At 42.7% G+C, this 16,436-nt stretch carries 10 protein-coding genes, 5 tRNA genes, 2 rRNA genes and 1 pseudogene; 15 read left to right on the forward strand and 3 right to left on the reverse strand.

Going from position 1 to position 16,436, the window contains the following annotated elements:
• Positions 1 to 287 precede the first annotated feature (287 nt).
• From trpA to BJN41_RS04950, 4 genes are read left to right on the forward strand one after another with little or no spacing between them, the layout of a single operon-like run.
• Positions 288 to 1,091, forward strand: a complete 804-nt coding sequence (trpA, locus tag BJN41_RS04935) for a tryptophan synthase subunit alpha (RefSeq protein ID WP_070153856.1) — start codon at positions 288 to 290, stop codon at positions 1,089 to 1,091.
• Positions 1,088 to 1,984: an acetyl-CoA carboxylase, carboxyltransferase subunit beta gene (accD, locus tag BJN41_RS04940; RefSeq protein ID WP_070153858.1), complete on the forward strand. Its 897-nt coding sequence runs from the start codon at positions 1,088 to 1,090 to the stop codon at positions 1,982 to 1,984. The genes trpA and accD overlap by 4 nt, the downstream gene beginning before the upstream one ends.
• Complete coding sequence (gene folC / locus BJN41_RS04945; RefSeq protein ID WP_070153860.1) at positions 1,981 to 3,264, forward strand: bifunctional tetrahydrofolate synthase/dihydrofolate synthase; 1,284 nt, start codon at positions 1,981 to 1,983, stop codon at positions 3,262 to 3,264. Before accD ends, folC begins: the two co-directional genes overlap by 4 nt.
• Positions 3,261 to 4,247, forward strand: coding sequence for an SPOR domain-containing protein (locus tag BJN41_RS04950; protein WP_070153861.1), 987 nt, complete (start codon positions 3,261 to 3,263; stop codon positions 4,245 to 4,247). Before folC ends, BJN41_RS04950 begins: the two co-directional genes overlap by 4 nt.
• 62 nt (positions 4,248 to 4,309) lie before the next feature.
• Here BJN41_RS04950 and BJN41_RS04955 read toward each other — a convergent pair whose 3' ends face one another.
• Both BJN41_RS04955 and BJN41_RS04960 read right to left on the reverse strand, forming a co-directional pair.
• Positions 4,310 to 5,134: an MBL fold metallo-hydrolase gene (locus tag BJN41_RS04955; protein ID WP_070153862.1), complete on the reverse strand. Its 825-nt coding sequence runs from the start codon at positions 5,132 to 5,134 to the stop codon at positions 4,310 to 4,312.
• Positions 5,135 to 5,266: 132 nt separating this feature from the next.
• A complete protein-coding gene (locus tag BJN41_RS04960) occupies positions 5,267 to 5,908 on the reverse strand; it encodes a peroxiredoxin (protein WP_070153863.1) in 642 nt (213 codons plus the stop codon).
• A gap of 330 nt (positions 5,909 to 6,238) precedes the next feature.
• Here BJN41_RS04960 and secA point away from each other — a divergent pair, with 330 nt between their 5' ends.
• The 8 genes from secA to BJN41_RS05000 all read left to right on the forward strand — a co-directional run bounded on the left by secA (position 6,239) and on the right by BJN41_RS05000 (position 12,672).
• Positions 6,239 to 8,953 carry a preprotein translocase subunit SecA gene (secA, locus tag BJN41_RS04965; RefSeq protein ID WP_070153865.1) on the forward strand — a complete coding sequence of 905 codons (2,715 nt, stop codon included), beginning with the start codon at positions 6,239 to 6,241 and terminating at the stop codon, positions 8,951 to 8,953.
• A gap of 162 nt (positions 8,954 to 9,115) precedes the next feature.
• A complete protein-coding gene (locus BJN41_RS04970; protein ID WP_026438260.1) occupies positions 9,116 to 9,472 on the forward strand; it encodes a hypothetical protein in 357 nt (118 codons plus the stop codon).
• 197 nt (positions 9,473 to 9,669) lie between these two features.
• On the forward strand, positions 9,670 to 10,890 hold the full coding sequence (argJ, locus tag BJN41_RS04975) for a bifunctional glutamate N-acetyltransferase/amino-acid acetyltransferase ArgJ (RefSeq protein WP_070153867.1): 1,221 nt from the start codon (positions 9,670 to 9,672) through the stop codon (positions 10,888 to 10,890).
• A 149-nt stretch (positions 10,891 to 11,039) separates the two neighbouring features.
• A complete protein-coding gene (gene nadA, locus BJN41_RS04980; RefSeq protein WP_070153869.1) occupies positions 11,040 to 12,107 on the forward strand; it encodes a quinolinate synthase NadA in 1,068 nt (355 codons plus the stop codon).
• Positions 12,108 to 12,261: 154 nt separating this feature from the next.
• A tRNA-Pro gene (locus BJN41_RS04985) sits at positions 12,262 to 12,338 on the forward strand.
• Positions 12,339 to 12,384: 46 nt separating this feature from the next.
• A tRNA-Arg gene (locus BJN41_RS04990) sits at positions 12,385 to 12,461 on the forward strand.
• A 40-nt stretch (positions 12,462 to 12,501) separates the two neighbouring features.
• Positions 12,502 to 12,577: transfer RNA gene (locus tag BJN41_RS04995), tRNA-His, on the forward strand.
• Positions 12,578 to 12,595: 18 nt separating this feature from the next.
• Positions 12,596 to 12,672 (forward strand) — tRNA-Pro (locus tag BJN41_RS05000).
• Between the two features lie 190 nt (positions 12,673 to 12,862).
• Here the strand turns inward: BJN41_RS05000 and BJN41_RS16075 are convergent.
• Positions 12,863 to 13,012 (reverse strand): annotated as a pseudogene (locus tag BJN41_RS16075) (YfiR/HmsC family protein); the annotation flags it as partial.
• An 858-nt stretch (positions 13,013 to 13,870) separates the two neighbouring features.
• Between BJN41_RS16075 and BJN41_RS05005 the strand changes: the two are divergent.
• The 3 genes from BJN41_RS05005 to BJN41_RS05015 all read left to right on the forward strand — a co-directional run.
• Positions 13,871 to 15,388: ribosomal RNA gene (locus tag BJN41_RS05005) — 16S ribosomal RNA — on the forward strand.
• 39 nt (positions 15,389 to 15,427) lie between these two features.
• Positions 15,428 to 15,503: transfer RNA gene (locus tag BJN41_RS05010), tRNA-Ala, on the forward strand.
• Positions 15,504 to 15,960: 457 nt separating this feature from the next.
• A 23S ribosomal RNA gene (locus BJN41_RS05015) occupies positions 15,961 to 16,436 on the forward strand; the annotation flags it as partial.

The raw sequence follows: 16,436 nt of genomic DNA on the forward strand, positions 1-16,436 counted from the left end.
AAGTTGTTTATTTTTATCAAAATTTTTAAATTTAAAAGCACGATTGAGCAAGTTTCAAAAACCGATAAGCAGGCAAAATTAGGCATCTTTGATCATTGAGAAAAAAGTGCAAATATCAGTAAATGTAGCCTCGCGGTTGTTCTGAATAAATCGTTTTGCAAATAGAAATGCAGTAACCCACGCCTGTACGCTATTCATTGAGTAAAAAATAGCGTTACAATGGGTTAATTTGTATTTCTACAATAGCAAATGTTTCAGTTTTAATCATTCAAGGAAAATACAACCCTATGTCACGTTTAGCCACACGATTTGCACAGCTTGAATCTCAACAACGTAAGGCTTTAGTTTCTTATGTTATGGCAGGTGACCCCCATCCAGAAGTCACAGTTCCGTTGTTACATCAAATGGTCGAGGCAGGGGTAGACATCGTTGAATTAGGTTTGCCGTTTTCAGACCCAATGGCCGATGGTCCAGTGATTGCCCTTGCYGCAGAGCGTGCTTTGGCAGGTGGAACCAATACGCTAGATGCTTTAAACATGGTCAAAGAATTCCGTCAAAAAGATCAGGAAACGCCTGTGGTGTTGATGGGATATTTAAACCCTGTAGAAGTCATTGGTTATGAAAAGTTTGTTGAATATGCACATGACTGTGGTGTAGATGGTGTACTTCTGGTCGATTTACCGCCTGAAGAAGCCCAAGAGTTTGATGAAGTGCTGAATAAATACGGGATGAATCAAATTTTCTTGTTAGCGCCAACTTCTACACCAGAGCGTATTCAATTTGTGGCAAACCAAGCCAGTGGCTTTATTTACTATGTTTCTTTGAAAGGCGTGACGGGTGCAGCAACACTTGATGTTGCAGAAGCTGCGGCCCGCATCCAACAGATTAAAGCTGTAACTACCGTGCCTGTAGGTGTGGGTTTTGGTATCAGTGATGCTGCATCTGCCAAAACAATGGGCGCGGCTGCCGATGCAGTTATTGTCGGAAGTGCTTTTGTAAAACAATTTGCGAGCTTAGCACCAGAACAAGCCGTCATTGCAACGGTTAATAAAGTGAAGGAGCTTCGAGCTGCGCTCGATGAGTTAGTATGAGTCAAGACGTGAAAACAGGGAAAATTCTAAGCCCATCGACGCCGTGGACTGAACGTGGTGTACCTGGTATTGAAACACCAGATGAGCAACAATCATTAAAAGCGATCTTTACTGAACCAACGATTGAATGTCCAGAATGTCATGCCTTGGTGACACGTACAGCAATGTCATTCAACGCTTATGTATGTCCACAATGTGATGAACATTTACGCATGAAAGCGCGTGAGCGTTTAACTTGGTTCTTTGACCAAGTGCAAAATGAATTAGGTCAAGAATTCTCTGCTAAAGATCCACTTAAATTTGTAGATAGCAAAGCATATCCAGAGCGTATGACGGAAGCGCAAAAGAAGACGGGTGAAACCGAAGCTTTAGTGGTGATGCAGGGCTTATTAAAAAATATGCCAGTCATTGCTTGCGCATTTGAGTTTGATTTTATGGGTGGCTCAATGGGTACTGTCGTTGGTGACCGTTTTGTGCAAGCCGCTGAACGTGCGATTCAGCAAAAACAACCATTAGTTTGCTTCGCAGCATCGGGTGGTGCGCGTATGCAAGAAGGCATGTTGTCTTTAATGCAAATGGCGCGTACTTCTGCTGCAATTCAACGCATGAAAGAAGCAGGCTTGCCGTACATCGTGGTATTAACTCATCCTGTTTACGGTGGTGTAACTGCATCATTGGCGATGTTGGGTGATGTACACATTGCAGAACCTAAAGCCATGATTGGTTTTGCGGGTAAACGTGTGATTGAGCAAACTGTACGAGAAAAACTGGAAGAGCCTTTCCAACGTGCAGAATACTTACTTGATCATGGTGTGGTCGATCAAATTGTCCATCGTCATGCATTACGTGATACAGTTTATCGTATTCTTGCGAAACTGATGAACTTGCCTTGAACACAGCGCCTCTTGCAACCGATGATTTAAACACATGGCTCAATTATTGGAGCCATGTTCACGTTACGGGTATTGATTTAGGTTTGGAACGGGTCATTCCTGTTGCAGAAAAACTGGGGGTAACCCATCCTAAGGCCAAAGTCATTACAGTTGCGGGAACCAATGGCAAAGGCTCAACCACAACCACTTTAGCGGCTATTCTAAATGCGCAGGGTTATCGGGTTGGGTTGTACCAATCGCCACATATTTACCGTTTTAATGAACGAGTCAAATTAGCAGGCGTCGAGGTCGATGACCAAAGTTTGATTGATGCTTTTGTTCAAGTCGATCAAGCGCGACGTGATTGCGATCTGAGTTTATCTTTCTTTGAAGCCACGACTTTGGCGGCCTTAGTGATTTTTAAAGCACGTGACTGCGATGTGTGGGTGCTTGAAGTCGGTTTAGGTGGGCGTTTAGATGTGGTTAACGTCGTCAATCCAGATGTGGCGGTTATTACCAATATTGGTTTAGACCATGTCGATTGGTTGGGCGATAGCATCGAAAAAATTGCCTATGAAAAAGCAGGCATTATTCGTCCTCACATTCCTGTTATTTTTGCAGGTCAGCAAGAATTGCCTCAGGCTATTCAAGATAAGGCATTAGCCTGCAATGCCTCCTTATTTGTTTTGAATCGTGATTATTTTTATCGAGAAATGCAAGATGGTGAGTCGTGGATGTTTGCTGCATCGGGCTGCACTTTAAAACTTCCAACAGGCAGCTTAGCACTCGATAATATTTCAACTGCGGTGGCAGCAGTCTTGCGTAGCGGTTTAGAAATCACCCAAGATGCGATTGCACAAGGTATTCAAACAGCTAAATTGTCAGGGCGTTTTGAAATTCGTCAAATTCAGGGCAAAACTGTGATTTTTGATGCAGGACATAACCCGCATGGCGTTGAATTTTTGTTAAAGCAATTGCGCAATTTCTTAAATTACAATAAACAGTACACTGAAGTAATCAGTGTTTTTTCAATGCTTGCAGATAAAGATATAAATTCTGTGGTTGAGTTATTGAAAGATAGTGTCGTAATGTGGAAAATTGCCACACTAAATGTGCCTCGTGCGGCAGAGATCACAATTTTGGATCAAGCTTTGCAAGGCGAAACAATACAACACTTCGACAGTATACAATTGGCTTTTAAATCAGCACTGGATGAAACTAAAAATAATCAGCTGATTTTGGTATGTGGATCATTTCATACCTTAGAAGCGGTATGGGAGTATTTGGAAGAATGTCAATGAATAACAAACAACGCTGGATGGGTGGCGTTGTTTTATTAGGTGGTGGTGTTTTATTGGCAGCATTGCTTTTAAAAGGGCAAGAAGAAATACATCAAAATAATGTGAAAACCCCAAGCCAAGCCGAACAAGTTCAACATAAAAATGCCAATCAGGCAGAAATGGTGCAATTGCAACCTTTAACTGTCGATGTGCAAACCGAGCAGCGTCTGCTTGAAGAGCAGCGCCGTGCGCGTGAAAAAGCAGTGGCAGAGCAAGAAGCACGTGCAGCTGAGTTTTTAGCAATGCAGCAACAGGCAGAAGCTGAAGCAGCGCGTAAAGCTGCAGAAGAATATGCTGCCTTAAATGCCTTACGTTCTGGTCAGCAGCAAAGTTCTGACAATATTCCGCCTGAATTGGTCGAAGATGAACAAGTTAAGCAAAAGCGTTTGGCTGAAGAAAAAGCCGCTCAACAAAAGAAGTTAGAGCAGCTACAGGCAACGGATGCCAAAAAAGCTGCTGAGTTAAAAGCTGCGCAAGAGCGGAGTGCTGCAGAGAAAAAAGCAGCAGATGAAAAGCGTTTAGCTGAAGAAAAACGCATTGCCGAAGAGAAGCGCAAAGCAGCAGAAGCGAAAAAAGAAGCAGAACGTAAGGCTGCCGAAGAAAAACGTAAAGCTGAGGAAAAACGCAAAGCTGAAGAAGCTGCCAAGAAAAAGGCTGAAGCTGAAAAAGCACGTAAGTTATTGGAAGAAGGTGATAAGCAGTGGATGGTACAAGTGGCTTTGGCTGCTAACCAAGCCAATGCCGATGCTTTGGCGGCAAAACTGAAAGCCAAAGGTTATAAAGTCACCCAAAGTCCAACGTCTAAAGGGGTTCGGATTATGGTTGGGCCATCTAAAGACCGTGATGCTGCCGATGCAACCCGTAAGAAAATTACCGCAGACCCAAGTTTGAATATGAAATCTGCATGGGTGATTGATTGGGTGCCGTTAGATAAACGTGACTAGATCATTCGATCAAGATGTTTATTAAAAAAGGATTTAATCTTTCAGGTTAAATCCTTTTTTATTTAGGCTTTTGGTATTTGATATTGCGCTAAGGCAATTGGATCATGTGCGCAAATAATCTCAACTTGTGGTGCAGTTTGAGCCAAATGCTGAATATTCGCTAAAGTCGTTAAACGCATTAAATTATTTTCTGCAAACAAATACTCAACTGTATGTAGTGCTGGGAAGCATTGTTTAGGGTCTAGCTGTGCTTGCGCATAATAAGCATCGCCACAGAAAAATAACCAGCCCTGTGCCTGCCGAATGGCAATGCCACAATGACCAGCGGAGTGTCCAGGCAAAGGAATCAGTAAAATTTCATCCTTAAAAATTGTTAAACCTTGCACACGATTAAAATTAAACCAAGCTTCACTTCGTGTTGGTTCTAAAAAATCCCAATGAGTATGTTGCTGAAATTGCTTAGGTTTATAACGCATGCGATTTTTTAAAGACTTTAAATTGCAGGCTGCCTTGTATTCACTCGCGAGGATATGCACAGTCGCGTTTGGAAAATCAGCAATCCCACCCGCATGATCAAAGTCCAAATGCGATACCAAAATATGTTGCACATCACTGGCCTGATAACCAAGTTGCTGGATTTGCTTGAGTGCGGTCTGGCTTAAGTCGTGTTGAATCCGAGCGGTATGGGTCAGTAATGTGCCTAAACGCTGTTTGGGATGTAAATAATCCTCAACGCCTAAGCCTGTATCGACCAAGACCAAGCCTTGGTCTGTTTCTAATAATAGACAATGGCAGACCAATTTTGCCTGCCAACCTTGTTGTCCAAATAAAGGCGCACAGATTGGGCAAAACGTGCCGCAATGTAAATGATGAATGTTGTAGATCACAAAATGACGTTTTTTTATGAATGTTATTTTGCTTATACCTGATCTGTTGTGTGTCGCCAATCACAATCGGATTAACGGAATTGGAGCATAAAAAAGCCTATCCGAAGATAGGCTTGCTCATGTAACACTTAATTAAGTGCGGTTCGGTTGTTTGGTCAAACGTAAATAAGGCTTGATGGCTTTATATCCACTTGGGAAGCGTTCTTTAAGCTCTGCTTCGTCCTGAATGGCAGGCACAATGACCACATCTTCACCATCTTGCCAGTTAGCAGGGGTTGCAACTTTGTAATTGTCAGTCAGTTGTAATGAGTCAATCACACGTAAAATTTCATGGAAATTACGCCCTGTAGATGCAGGATATGTGATGATCAAACGTACTTTTTTATTCGGATCAATAATGATCAGTGAGCGTACAGTCAGTGTTTCACTGGCATTCGGGTGAATAAAATCATACAAAGTAGACACTTTACGGTCTTGGTCGGCAAGAATTGGGAAATTAACTGTCGTATTTTGAGTTTCGTTAATATCTTGAATCCAGCCTTTGTGAGATTCTGCATCGTCTACAGAAAGTGCAATCGCTTTAACATTACGTTTACTGAACTCATCTTTTAGTTTTGCAGTATAACCTAGCTCGGTGGTGCAGACAGGGGTGTAGTCGGCAGGATGCGAAAATAAAATGCCCCAGCTGTTGTCTAAAAATTCATAAAAATCAATGGGGCCTTCATTTGAATCTTGCGTAAAGTTGGGTGCGATGTCACCTAAGCGAATTGTCATTGTGTACCTCTGTATTGTTTTGATGTTTGTGTATTACTATGTGCTAATCCTTTTGCAAAATTAAATAGTGTTTTTGCATGTACATATGAATAAATTGAATATAGCGTTTCATTTTATTGCATTTTCAAAATAGATTCATGTGTGATTGCTATATATCGTCCGCTCGAAATTTGTTACATTAACTGCCACTTAGCAGAGAGAAATGGCAAGTAGAGATTGGATTTTTTAATAGGTTTTTGTGCAAAACCCTTGTACTTCAAATTTCTAGCACCATAATAACCCCTAAGAAAAACCTATTTATTTGACAAGCAAGATTTAGAGAGTTTATTCATGTTGGCAAGTCTGATCGGAGGAATCTTCGGTACTAAAAATGAGCGCGAACTCAAACGCATGCGTAAAATCGTAGACAAGATTAATGCGCTCGAGCCGACGATATCTGCCTTAAGCGATGCAGACTTATCTGCAAAAACCGAAGAATTCAAACAACGTTATAACAAAGGCGAAAGTTTAGATAAGTTATTACCAGAAGCATTTGCAGTATGTCGTGAAGCTGCCAAACGTGTCATGAGCATGCGTCACTATGACGTGCAGTTGATTGGTGGTATTACCTTGCACGAAGGTAAAATTGCAGAAATGCGTACAGGTGAAGGTAAGACCCTAATGGGGACTTTGGCCTGTTATTTAAATGCTTTAAGTGGCCAGGGTGTGCACGTCATTACTGTGAACGACTACTTGGCACAACGTGATGCTGAACTTAACCGCCCTTTATTTGAGTTTTTAGGTTTAAGCATTGGCATTATCTATTCCATGCAAGACCCGACTGAAAAAGCACAGGCTTATCGCGCAGACATCACTTACGGTACCAATAACGAATTTGGTTTCGACTACTTGCGTGACAACATGGTGTTTTCGTTAAGCGAAAAAAAACAGCGTGGTCTGACTTATGCCATTATTGACGAAGTCGACTCGATCTTAATTGATGAAGCACGAACACCATTAATCATTTCTGGTCAAAGCGATGACTCATCTCATTTATATGCAGCGATCAATACTATTCCGCCAAAATTGCATCCGCAAAAAGAAGAAAAAGTAGCTGATGGTGGACATTTCTGGATTGATGAAAAACAACGTACTGTAGAAATGACTGAAATTGGTTATGAAACGGTAGAAAATGAATTAATCCAAATGGGCTTATTGGCAGAAGGCGAAAGTCTGTATTCTGCATCTAACCTGAATTTGGTGCATCACGTATCTGCAGCTATTCGTGCGCACTTCTTGTATCAACGCAACGTGCATTACATCATCCATGATGGTGAAGTGATTATTGTTGATGAAAACACAGGTCGTACCATGCCTGGTCGTCGTTGGTCTGAAGGTTTACACCAAGCGGTAGAAGCCAAAGAGGGTTTGGAAATTCAGCCTGAAAACCAGACTTTAGCGACCACAACCTTTCAGAACTATTTCCGGTTATACAAAAAACTATCGGGAATGACGGGTACTGCAGACACTGAAGCTGCAGAAATGAAAGAAATTTATGGTCTAGATGTTGTCATTATTCCAACGCACCGACCAATGATTCGTAATGACCAAAACGATTTAATTTATTTAAATCGTACAGGCAAATACAACGCGATTATTCAAGAAATTAAGCGTGTGCATGAAGCAGGTGTCGCACCCATTCTAATTGGTACAGCGACCATTGAAGCTTCAGAAATTTTATCGGATAAATTACGCGAAGCGGGTATTCAGCACGAAGTATTGAACGCGAAACAACACGAACGCGAAGCTGACATTATTGCGCAAGCAGGTGCACCACGTGCGGTGACCATTGCCACGAACATGGCAGGTCGTGGTACAGATATTTTGCTAGGTGGTAACTGGAAAGCACTGCTGGCTAAAATTGAAAATCCAACCCCTGAAGATGAAGCACGCTTAAAAGCGGAGTGGGAGCAAAACCATGACATGGTGTTAAGTTCAGGTGGCTTACACATTATTGGCTCAGAACGTCATGAATCGCGCCGTATTGACAACCAGTTGCGTGGTCGTGCAGGTCGTCAGGGTGACCCAGGCGTGTCGCGTTTCTATTTGTCACTTGAAGATGACTTAATGCGTATTTTCGCAGGTGATCGTGTGGTGGCAATGATGCGTGCCATGGGCTTGCAGGAAGATGAAGCAATTGAACACAAAATGGTGTCACGCTCTATCGAAAATGCACAACGCAAAGTTGAGGCACGTAACTTCGATATTCGTAAAAACTTGTTGAAATACGATGACGTAAATAACGAACAACGTAAGATTATTTATTCACAGCGTGATGATATTCTGGCAGAAAGCACGTTGCAAGCCTACATTGAAGAAATGCATCGTGAAGTGGTCACAGGCATGATCGCCAATTATATTCCACCAGAATCCATTCATGATCAGTGGGATATTGATGGTTTAGAGCGTGCCTTGCGTGATGATTTAGGCATTGATTTACCCATTAACCAATGGCTTGAGGATGATCGTCGCCTAGATGAAGAAGCTTTGGTTGAGCGTATTGCCGATGAAATTGTGGCGCGTTACCGTGCACGTCGTGAGCAAATGGGTGAAGAATCTGCCGCGATGTTAGAACGTCACTTTATGCTCAGTTCACTCGATCGTCACTGGAAAGATCACTTAGCGGCTATGGACTATTTGCGTCAAGGGATTCATTTACGTGGTTATGCACAAAAGAACCCTGAACAAGAATATAAGAAAGAAGCCTTTAACTTGTTTGTGAATATGTTGGGTGTGATTAAAGCCGATGTCGTCACCGATCTTTCGCGTGTGCATGTACCGACACCTGAAGAATTGGCTGCAATGGAAGCACAACAGCAAGCGCAAGCAGAAGCGATGCAGCTTAATCTTTCACATGCCGATGTAGACGGTTTAACGGGCGAAACCTTTGAATCAGAACCACAGTATAGTGCAGCTGAACAAACTATTGTGCCGCCTGTAAGTCGTAACTCGCCATGCCCATGCGGTTCGGGATTAAAATATAAACAGTGTCACGGTAAAATCTAAACCTGACTTATTGCAACTTAAGCAGAACTTCGGTTCTGCTTTTTTGTGTTTTGCTGCAAAAATCTTTGTGGTAATAGTTTTGCAAGATGTGTATAGCATTTGCAGATTTTGGAATTAAATGCTATTTAGTTGCAAATGCAATATCCACGTGTGGAACAAAAAATGAAAAAAGTATTACAACCTTTAATGATTGTTGCCTTGAGCTTGCCTAGCTTCGCATTTGCAAATGCGACAACCACGACAACGCCTGCAAAGGTACAAGCTGCTGTGGGCGCGACTACAGCTCAGGTACAGGTGGATAATGGTCATGTGACTGTGGCAAGCCCACGCACAGGTATTCGTTATACCTTTGCTAATCCAGATCAGCGTCCAATCGTGCTGCATACCGCAGCGATTGCACCTGCGAATGCTGCAAATGTAAATCGTATTGTGGCTGCTAATCCTGCTTTATCTGCAGCAAGTCAAGAACGTGCAAAACAAGCTTTATTGGGTGAAACCGTGGTTGCGACCAAGCCATAATCCAAATTGAGCCCAATCAGTATAACTTCAGGTGCTTACGTATTAAAGTGAAGATAAAAAACCAGTCCAAACGGGCTGGTTTTTTATATATGACCTTGTTCATGAACAGAAGTAGAATCATATAGGGTGAATGCTCGATTTTTTCTTCAATTTCCACTAAGCTGTGACACTCTCAAATTTATACTGGAAATTTCAAAATGGCAGTTGGTGACGTCTCTATGCCACATATGCATGTGGTCAAAGGTGTAAAAATTGGTTCAGCAGAGGCTTATGTGCGTTATCAGAACCGACGTGACCTGGTTATTTTTGAATTTGCAGCAGGCTCAAATGTGGTGGGTGTATTTACTCAAAACGCATTCTGCGCCGCGCCTGTGCATGTATCTAAAGCACATTTGACTCAAGGCAATCCGCGTTATTTGGTCATTAACACAGGTAATGCGAATGCGGGTACAGGCAAATTGGGGTTGCAAAATGCAGAAACCACCTGTGCCAAATTGGCTGAATTGGCGGGTGTATCTTCCCAAGAAGTTTTGCCATTTTCTACAGGTGTGATTGGAGAACAATTACCTATTGAACGCTTGGTTACCGGCTTAGCGCCTGCGTTGGCATCTTTACGTGAGGATGCTTGGCATGATGCTGCGACAGGTATTATGACCACAGATACCACACCAAAAGGTGCTTCTGAGCAGTTTGAGTTAGATGGCATTATTTATAGCATGACAGGCATTTCTAAAGGTGCAGGTATGATTCGTCCGAATATGGCGACCATGCTTAGTTATGTTGCAACCGATGCACCTATTCAACGTGACATCTTGCAGCAATTGCTCAAACACAGCGTAGAACAATCGTTTAACCGTATTACTGTAGATGGCGATACCTCGACCAATGATTCATGTATCTTGGCGGCGACAGGTCAGGCGGGTGGCACTGAAATTTGCAGTGAAAATGACCCGCGTTATGCTGTGGTGTTGGATGTTTTGAATCGTGTTATGTTGCGTTTGGCGCAACTGATTATCCGTGATGGTGAAGGTGCAACAAAATTCATTACAGTACGTGTTGAAGGTGGTGCCAATATCCAAGAATGTTGTGATATTGCATACAGCATCGCCCATTCACCATTGGTAAAAACTGCCATTTTTGCCTCAGATCCAAACTGGGGACGTATTCTTGCTGCGATTGGTTATGCAGGCGTGCCAAGTTTAGACGTTGAAAAAATTCAGGTTTGGTTAGATGATGTGCAAATTTGTAAAGATGGCGGTGCTGCAGCCGATTATACCGAAGCAGCAGGCGCACGCGTCATGGCGCAAACTGAAATGACCATTCGTGTTAATTTAGGACGTGGTCAAGCGACAGATACAGTCTATACTTGTGACTTATCTTACGATTATGTCAAGATTAACGCGGATTACCGCTCGTAAAATTCAAATTGAGTGATAAAGCCTCCGTTGTGAGGCTTTTTTAGCATTCAATTGGCAAAGGGCTGGTGAATGAGTAAATTGCCCCCATATCATCAGTGACTTGAGTAAGCTTGTGTTCGGGCAAGCATGAAGATAGAGAAGACGTTGTTATGAATGATGCGACCAATTTAATTGCCAATGAAGCCAAATCAATTGTGCAGGCGCATTTAGATCGCTTGGGCGAAACCAAAGAACATCATTTGAGTGAGCAAGCCAAGCAGGAAAAATTTGCGCAAATTCAAGCAGAACTCGAAAAGCGTAATGCTGTCTTGGTCGCCCATTACTATTGCGATCCTGAAGTACAGGAACTGGCTGAATTAACAGGTGGCTGTGTTTCAGATTCATTGGAAATGGCACGTTTTGGTCGTGATCATGCGGCAACCACGTTAGTCGTGGCTGGGGTAAAGTTTATGGGCGAAACTGCCAAAATTTTATCGCCAGAAAAAACCATTCTTATGCCAACTTTAGAAGCAACTTGTTCACTAGACTTAGGTTGCCCTGTCGATGAGTTTAGCCGCTTCTGTGATGCGCATCCTGATCATACAGTCGTGGTTTATGCCAACACATCAGCTGCGGTAAAAGCACGTGCGGATTGGGTCGTCACCTCAAGCTGTGCGGTTGAAATTATTGAACACCTCGATAGTTTAGGTGAAAAAATTATTTGGGCGCCAGATCAGCACTTAGGACGCTATATTCAAAAGAAAACTGGCGCAGATATGCTGCTTTGGGAAGGCTCGTGTATTGTGCATGAAGAATTCCGTTCACGCGGTATTGCCAATATGAAAGCCTTGTATCCTGATGCAGCAGTTTTGGTGCATCCAGAATCACCAGAATCTGTTGTTGATGTGGCTGATGCAGTAGGCAGTACCTCACAACTTATTCAGGCGGCAAAAACTTTGCCACACGAGCGTTTAATTGTGGCAACTGACCGTGGTATTTTCTACAAGATGCAGCAAGCTGTACCAAATAAAATTCTAATTGAAGCCCCAACTGCTGGCGAGGGGGCAACCTGTCGTTCATGCGCACATTGCCCGTGGATGGCGATGAATGAATTAGATGGAATTTTGCATGTATTGCAAACGGGGGATCAAGAAGTATTCGTCGAACCTGCTTTGGCAGAACGTGCTAAATTACCATTAGATCGTATGTTGAATTTCAGTGCGAGCTTAAAACGCTAAAATTGATTGAAAAATATCAAAAAATGTTTGATAAATATACGGTTGAAGCTTTTTTTTAATTTTTTTTAAATATAGGTGTTGACGTCTCCGGGCGTCGCGCCTAGAATGCACACCGTACCGCACGATGTGCGATATACAAAAAGCTGAGATGAATCGGAGCATAGCACAGCCTGGTAGTGCACCTGGTTTGGGACCAGGGGGTCGTAGGTTCGAATCCTACTGCTCCGACCAATTCTTCAAGGCAACGTATCGCATGATATTATGTATCATCGGTCATGCGCCTGTAGCTCAGTTGGATAGAGCATCCGMCTTCTAAGCGGATGGTCACAGGTTCGAATCCTGTCAGGCGCGCCATTATTGTTGGTGGCTTGGTATAAAAGAACCCAACTTGATGGTGGATGTAGCTCAGTTGGTAGAGCCCTGGATTGTGATTCCAGTTGTCGCGGGTTCGAATCCCGTCATTCACCCCAATCTCTTTAAGAGATCAACGGAGCATAGCACAGCCTGGTAGTGCACCTGGTTTGGGACCAGGGGGTCGTAGGTTCGAATCCTACTGCTCCGACCATTATTCTAAATAGAATAGCTGCTAAACAGATATGGTCAAATCAATAAAGATACCGCGTTAAGCGGTTTTTTTATGCCTGAAATTTATGAAAGCCTTATTAGTTTAAAAAGGCTTTGTTGCACAAAGATTTCATAATTATATGATTTTAAAAGTTTTGATTATTTTTGATCCAGAATTAAATTTATTTAAATCATATGCTTACACATTTATGCAACAAAGCCACTTTAGACTGGGTTAAGCTTTCCATATTAACTTTAAAGGCATAATTTTGATTCTTCTTATAGATGCAAAATGCGCTTCCTGTTTCACAGTCTAGATTGTTCATGCTAATAGATAAGGCAGGAAATTGTACTTGAGTATTTAGAGTAAGTTGTTCTTGTACTGAAGAAAGCGTAAAAAAATTAAGATTTGGTAGTTGGTCTGAGCAATATTTCTGAGTGAAATAGAGTGATTGTCATAGTTGTGATGTGAACGCTTGGCTTTTTTAAATTGTTGTGCCATCACATGATTGTCTATGATGCAAAGCTTTGGCGTGTCATGTTCCCATTTTGCGTAAGATAAAATAGGGAATGTAGTGCTATAAAGATTCGATGTGGGTAAAGCACACAAAAGTAGGCGTTAGCATTGCTACAAATGACAGCAAGTTTATTATTTAAAATTTTGAGTCATTGGGCACAACACGAACGAACATAAAAATCGTGTAGCTAATATTTTAAAATAAGCCTACTGTTAATTTTGAGCAAGAATGATACAGATTTAAAATATTTTGCTGAATAAATAACCACTCGAACTGAAAAACGCATAAAACTTAAAAAGAGGGGTTGCTTGTTAAAATAATTGTCCTATAATGCACATCCATCGGCGGTGATGCAGATTAAAACTTCTGATAAAACAATGACTTGATTGATATTGATTGAGTTGGGTTTTAGAAAGTAAGTTTAAAATAATTTAAATTACCAGTTGACACTTTAGAAATAAAGCGTAATATAGCCGACCTAGCTTGATGCTGACGAAGCATCGAGAAGATCATTAAGAGATTATGAAGAACAACTTGTGTGGATTTTTACTGATTGATTGATCGAAATTATTTTCATTGATTGATTGGTTTAAATTACTCGAAGTTTATTTGAGCGAAATTTAAGTCAGAAAATTGATGAGCCAAGCTTAAGAGTTTTACTTGTAAAACTCGAAATGATTTTAACTGAAGAGTTTGATCATGGCTCAGATTGAACGCTGGCGGCAGGCTTAACACATGCAAGTCGAGCGGGCGAKGTTGCTTCGGTAACTGAGCTAGCGGCGGACGGGTGAGTAAWGCTTAGGAATCTGCCTATTAGTGGGGGACAACATTCCGAAAGGGRTGCTAATACCGCATACGTCCTACGGGAGAAAGCAGGGGATCTTTRTGACCTTGCGCTAATAGATGAGCCTAAGTCGGATTAGCTAGTTGGTGGGGTAAAGGCCTACCAAGGCGACGATCTGTAGCGGGTCTGAGAGGATGATCCGCCACACTGGGACTGAGACACGGCCCAGACTCCTACGGGAGGCAGCAGTGGGGAATATTGGACAATGGGGGGAACCCTGATCCAGCCATGCCGCGTGTGTGAAGAAGGCCTTTTGGTTGTAAAGCACTTTAAGCGAGGAGGAGGCTTACCTGGTTAATACCTGGGATAAGTGGACGTTACTCGCAGAATAAGCACCGGCTAACTCTGTGCCAGCAGCCGCGGTAATACAGAGGGTGCGAGCGTTAATCGGATTTACTGGGCGTAAAGCGCGCGTAGGTGGTTAATTAAGTCAAATGTGAAATCCCCGAGCTTAACTTGGGAATTGCATTCGATACTGGTTAGCTAGAGTATGGGAGAGGATGGTAGAATTCCAGGTGTAGCGGTGAAATGCGTAGAGATCTGGAGGAATACCGATGGCGAAGGCAGCCATCTGGCCTAATACTGACACTGAGGTGCGAAAGCATGGGGAGCAAACAGGATTAGATACCCTGGTAGTCCATGCCGTAAACGATGTCTACTAGCCGTTGGGGGATTTGATCCTTTAGTGGCGCAGCTAACGCGATAAGTAGACCGCCTGGGGAGTACGGTCGCAAGACTAAAACTCAAATGAATTGACGGGGGCCCGCACAAGCGGTGGAGCATGTGGTTTAATTCGATGCAACGCGAAGAACCTTACCTGGCCTTGACATAGTAGARACTTTCCAGAGATGGATTGGTGCCTTCGGGAATCTACATACAGGTGCTGCATGGCTGTCGTCAGCTCGTGTCGTGAGATGTTGGGTTAAGTCCCGCAACGAGCGCAACCCTTTTCCTTACTTGCCAGCATTTCGGATGGGAACTTTAAGGATACTGCCAGTGACAAACTGGAGGAAGGCGGGGACGACGTCAAGTCATCATGGCCCTTACGGCCAGGGCTACACACGTGCTACAATGGTCGGTACAAAGGGTTGCTACACAGCGATGTGATGCTAATCTCAAAAAGCCGATCGTAGTCCGGATCGCAGTCTGCAACTCGACTGCGTGAAGTCGGAATCGCTAGTAATCGCGGATCAGAATGCCGCGGTGAATACGTTCCCGGGCCTTGTACACACCGCCCGTCACACCATGGGAGTTTGTTGCACCAGAAGTAGGTAGTCTAACCGTAAGCGTGGGGTCACAAGTTCAAGTCTTGTCAGACCCACCATGACTTTGACCTAGATTGAATCAATCAAGTTACAGGAATTGAAGATACATCGAATCACAGATGATAAGCTGGGGACTTAGCTTAGTTGGTAGAGCGCCTGCTTTGCACGCAGGAGGTCAGGAGTTCGACTCTCCTAGTCTCCACCAAATTTCAAGATTAGAAAAACAACGTTTTTCCTTGAAATTTAAGCAAACAGCTATGCTGTGCGCAGGCACACATATACTGGAGCTTTAAGCTAAAGATTACAGAATTTAGTAAGTATAAGCTTATTAAGTTCTGTGATTTAAATATCACAGTATTTAGTGCGGTCTGACGAAGACGCATTAATTCATTAACAGATTGGCAAAAATTGAGTCTGAAATAAATTGTTCAACTCATTTAATTCAAGATTGACAGTAATGCTTCGGTGTTACGATTTAATTACGAATTGAAATGAGAACTAGCAAATTAACTGAATCAAGCGTTTTGGTATATGAATTTAGATTGAAGCTGTACAGTGCTTAAGTGCACGAGACTTTGAACTGTAGATTAAATAAATCATTGATTATTTATTTAATTGTCTTAATCCTACTTGTAGGGATTAATGACTGTTTGGGGTTGTATAGTCAAGTAATTAAGTGCATGTGGTGGATGCCTTGGCAGTCAGAGGCGAAGAAAGACGTGATAGCCTGCGAAAAGCTCCGGGGAGGCGGCAAATATCCTTTGATCCGGAGATTTCTGAATGGGGAAACCCACCTACCTTAAGGTAGGTATCGTATGATGAATACATAGTCATACGAAGCGAACGAGGGGAAGTGAAACATCTCAGTACCCTTAGGAAAAGAAATCAATTGAGATTCCCTCAGTAGCGGCGAGCGAAAGGGGAAAAGCCCATTAAGTTATGTGTGTTTTAGTGGAATGCTCTGGGAAGTGCAACCATAGTGGGTGATAGTCCTGTACACGAAAGGGCACACATAATGATGACGAGTAGGGCGAGGCACGTGAAACCTTGTCTGAATATGGGGGGACCATCCTCCAAGGCTAAATACTCCTGACTGACCGATAGTGAACCAGTACCGTGAGGGAAAGGCGAAAAGAAC

The organism is Acinetobacter towneri, assembly GCF_001758345.1.
GTDB classification, from domain to species: domain Bacteria; phylum Pseudomonadota; class Gammaproteobacteria; order Pseudomonadales; family Moraxellaceae; genus Acinetobacter; species Acinetobacter towneri_A.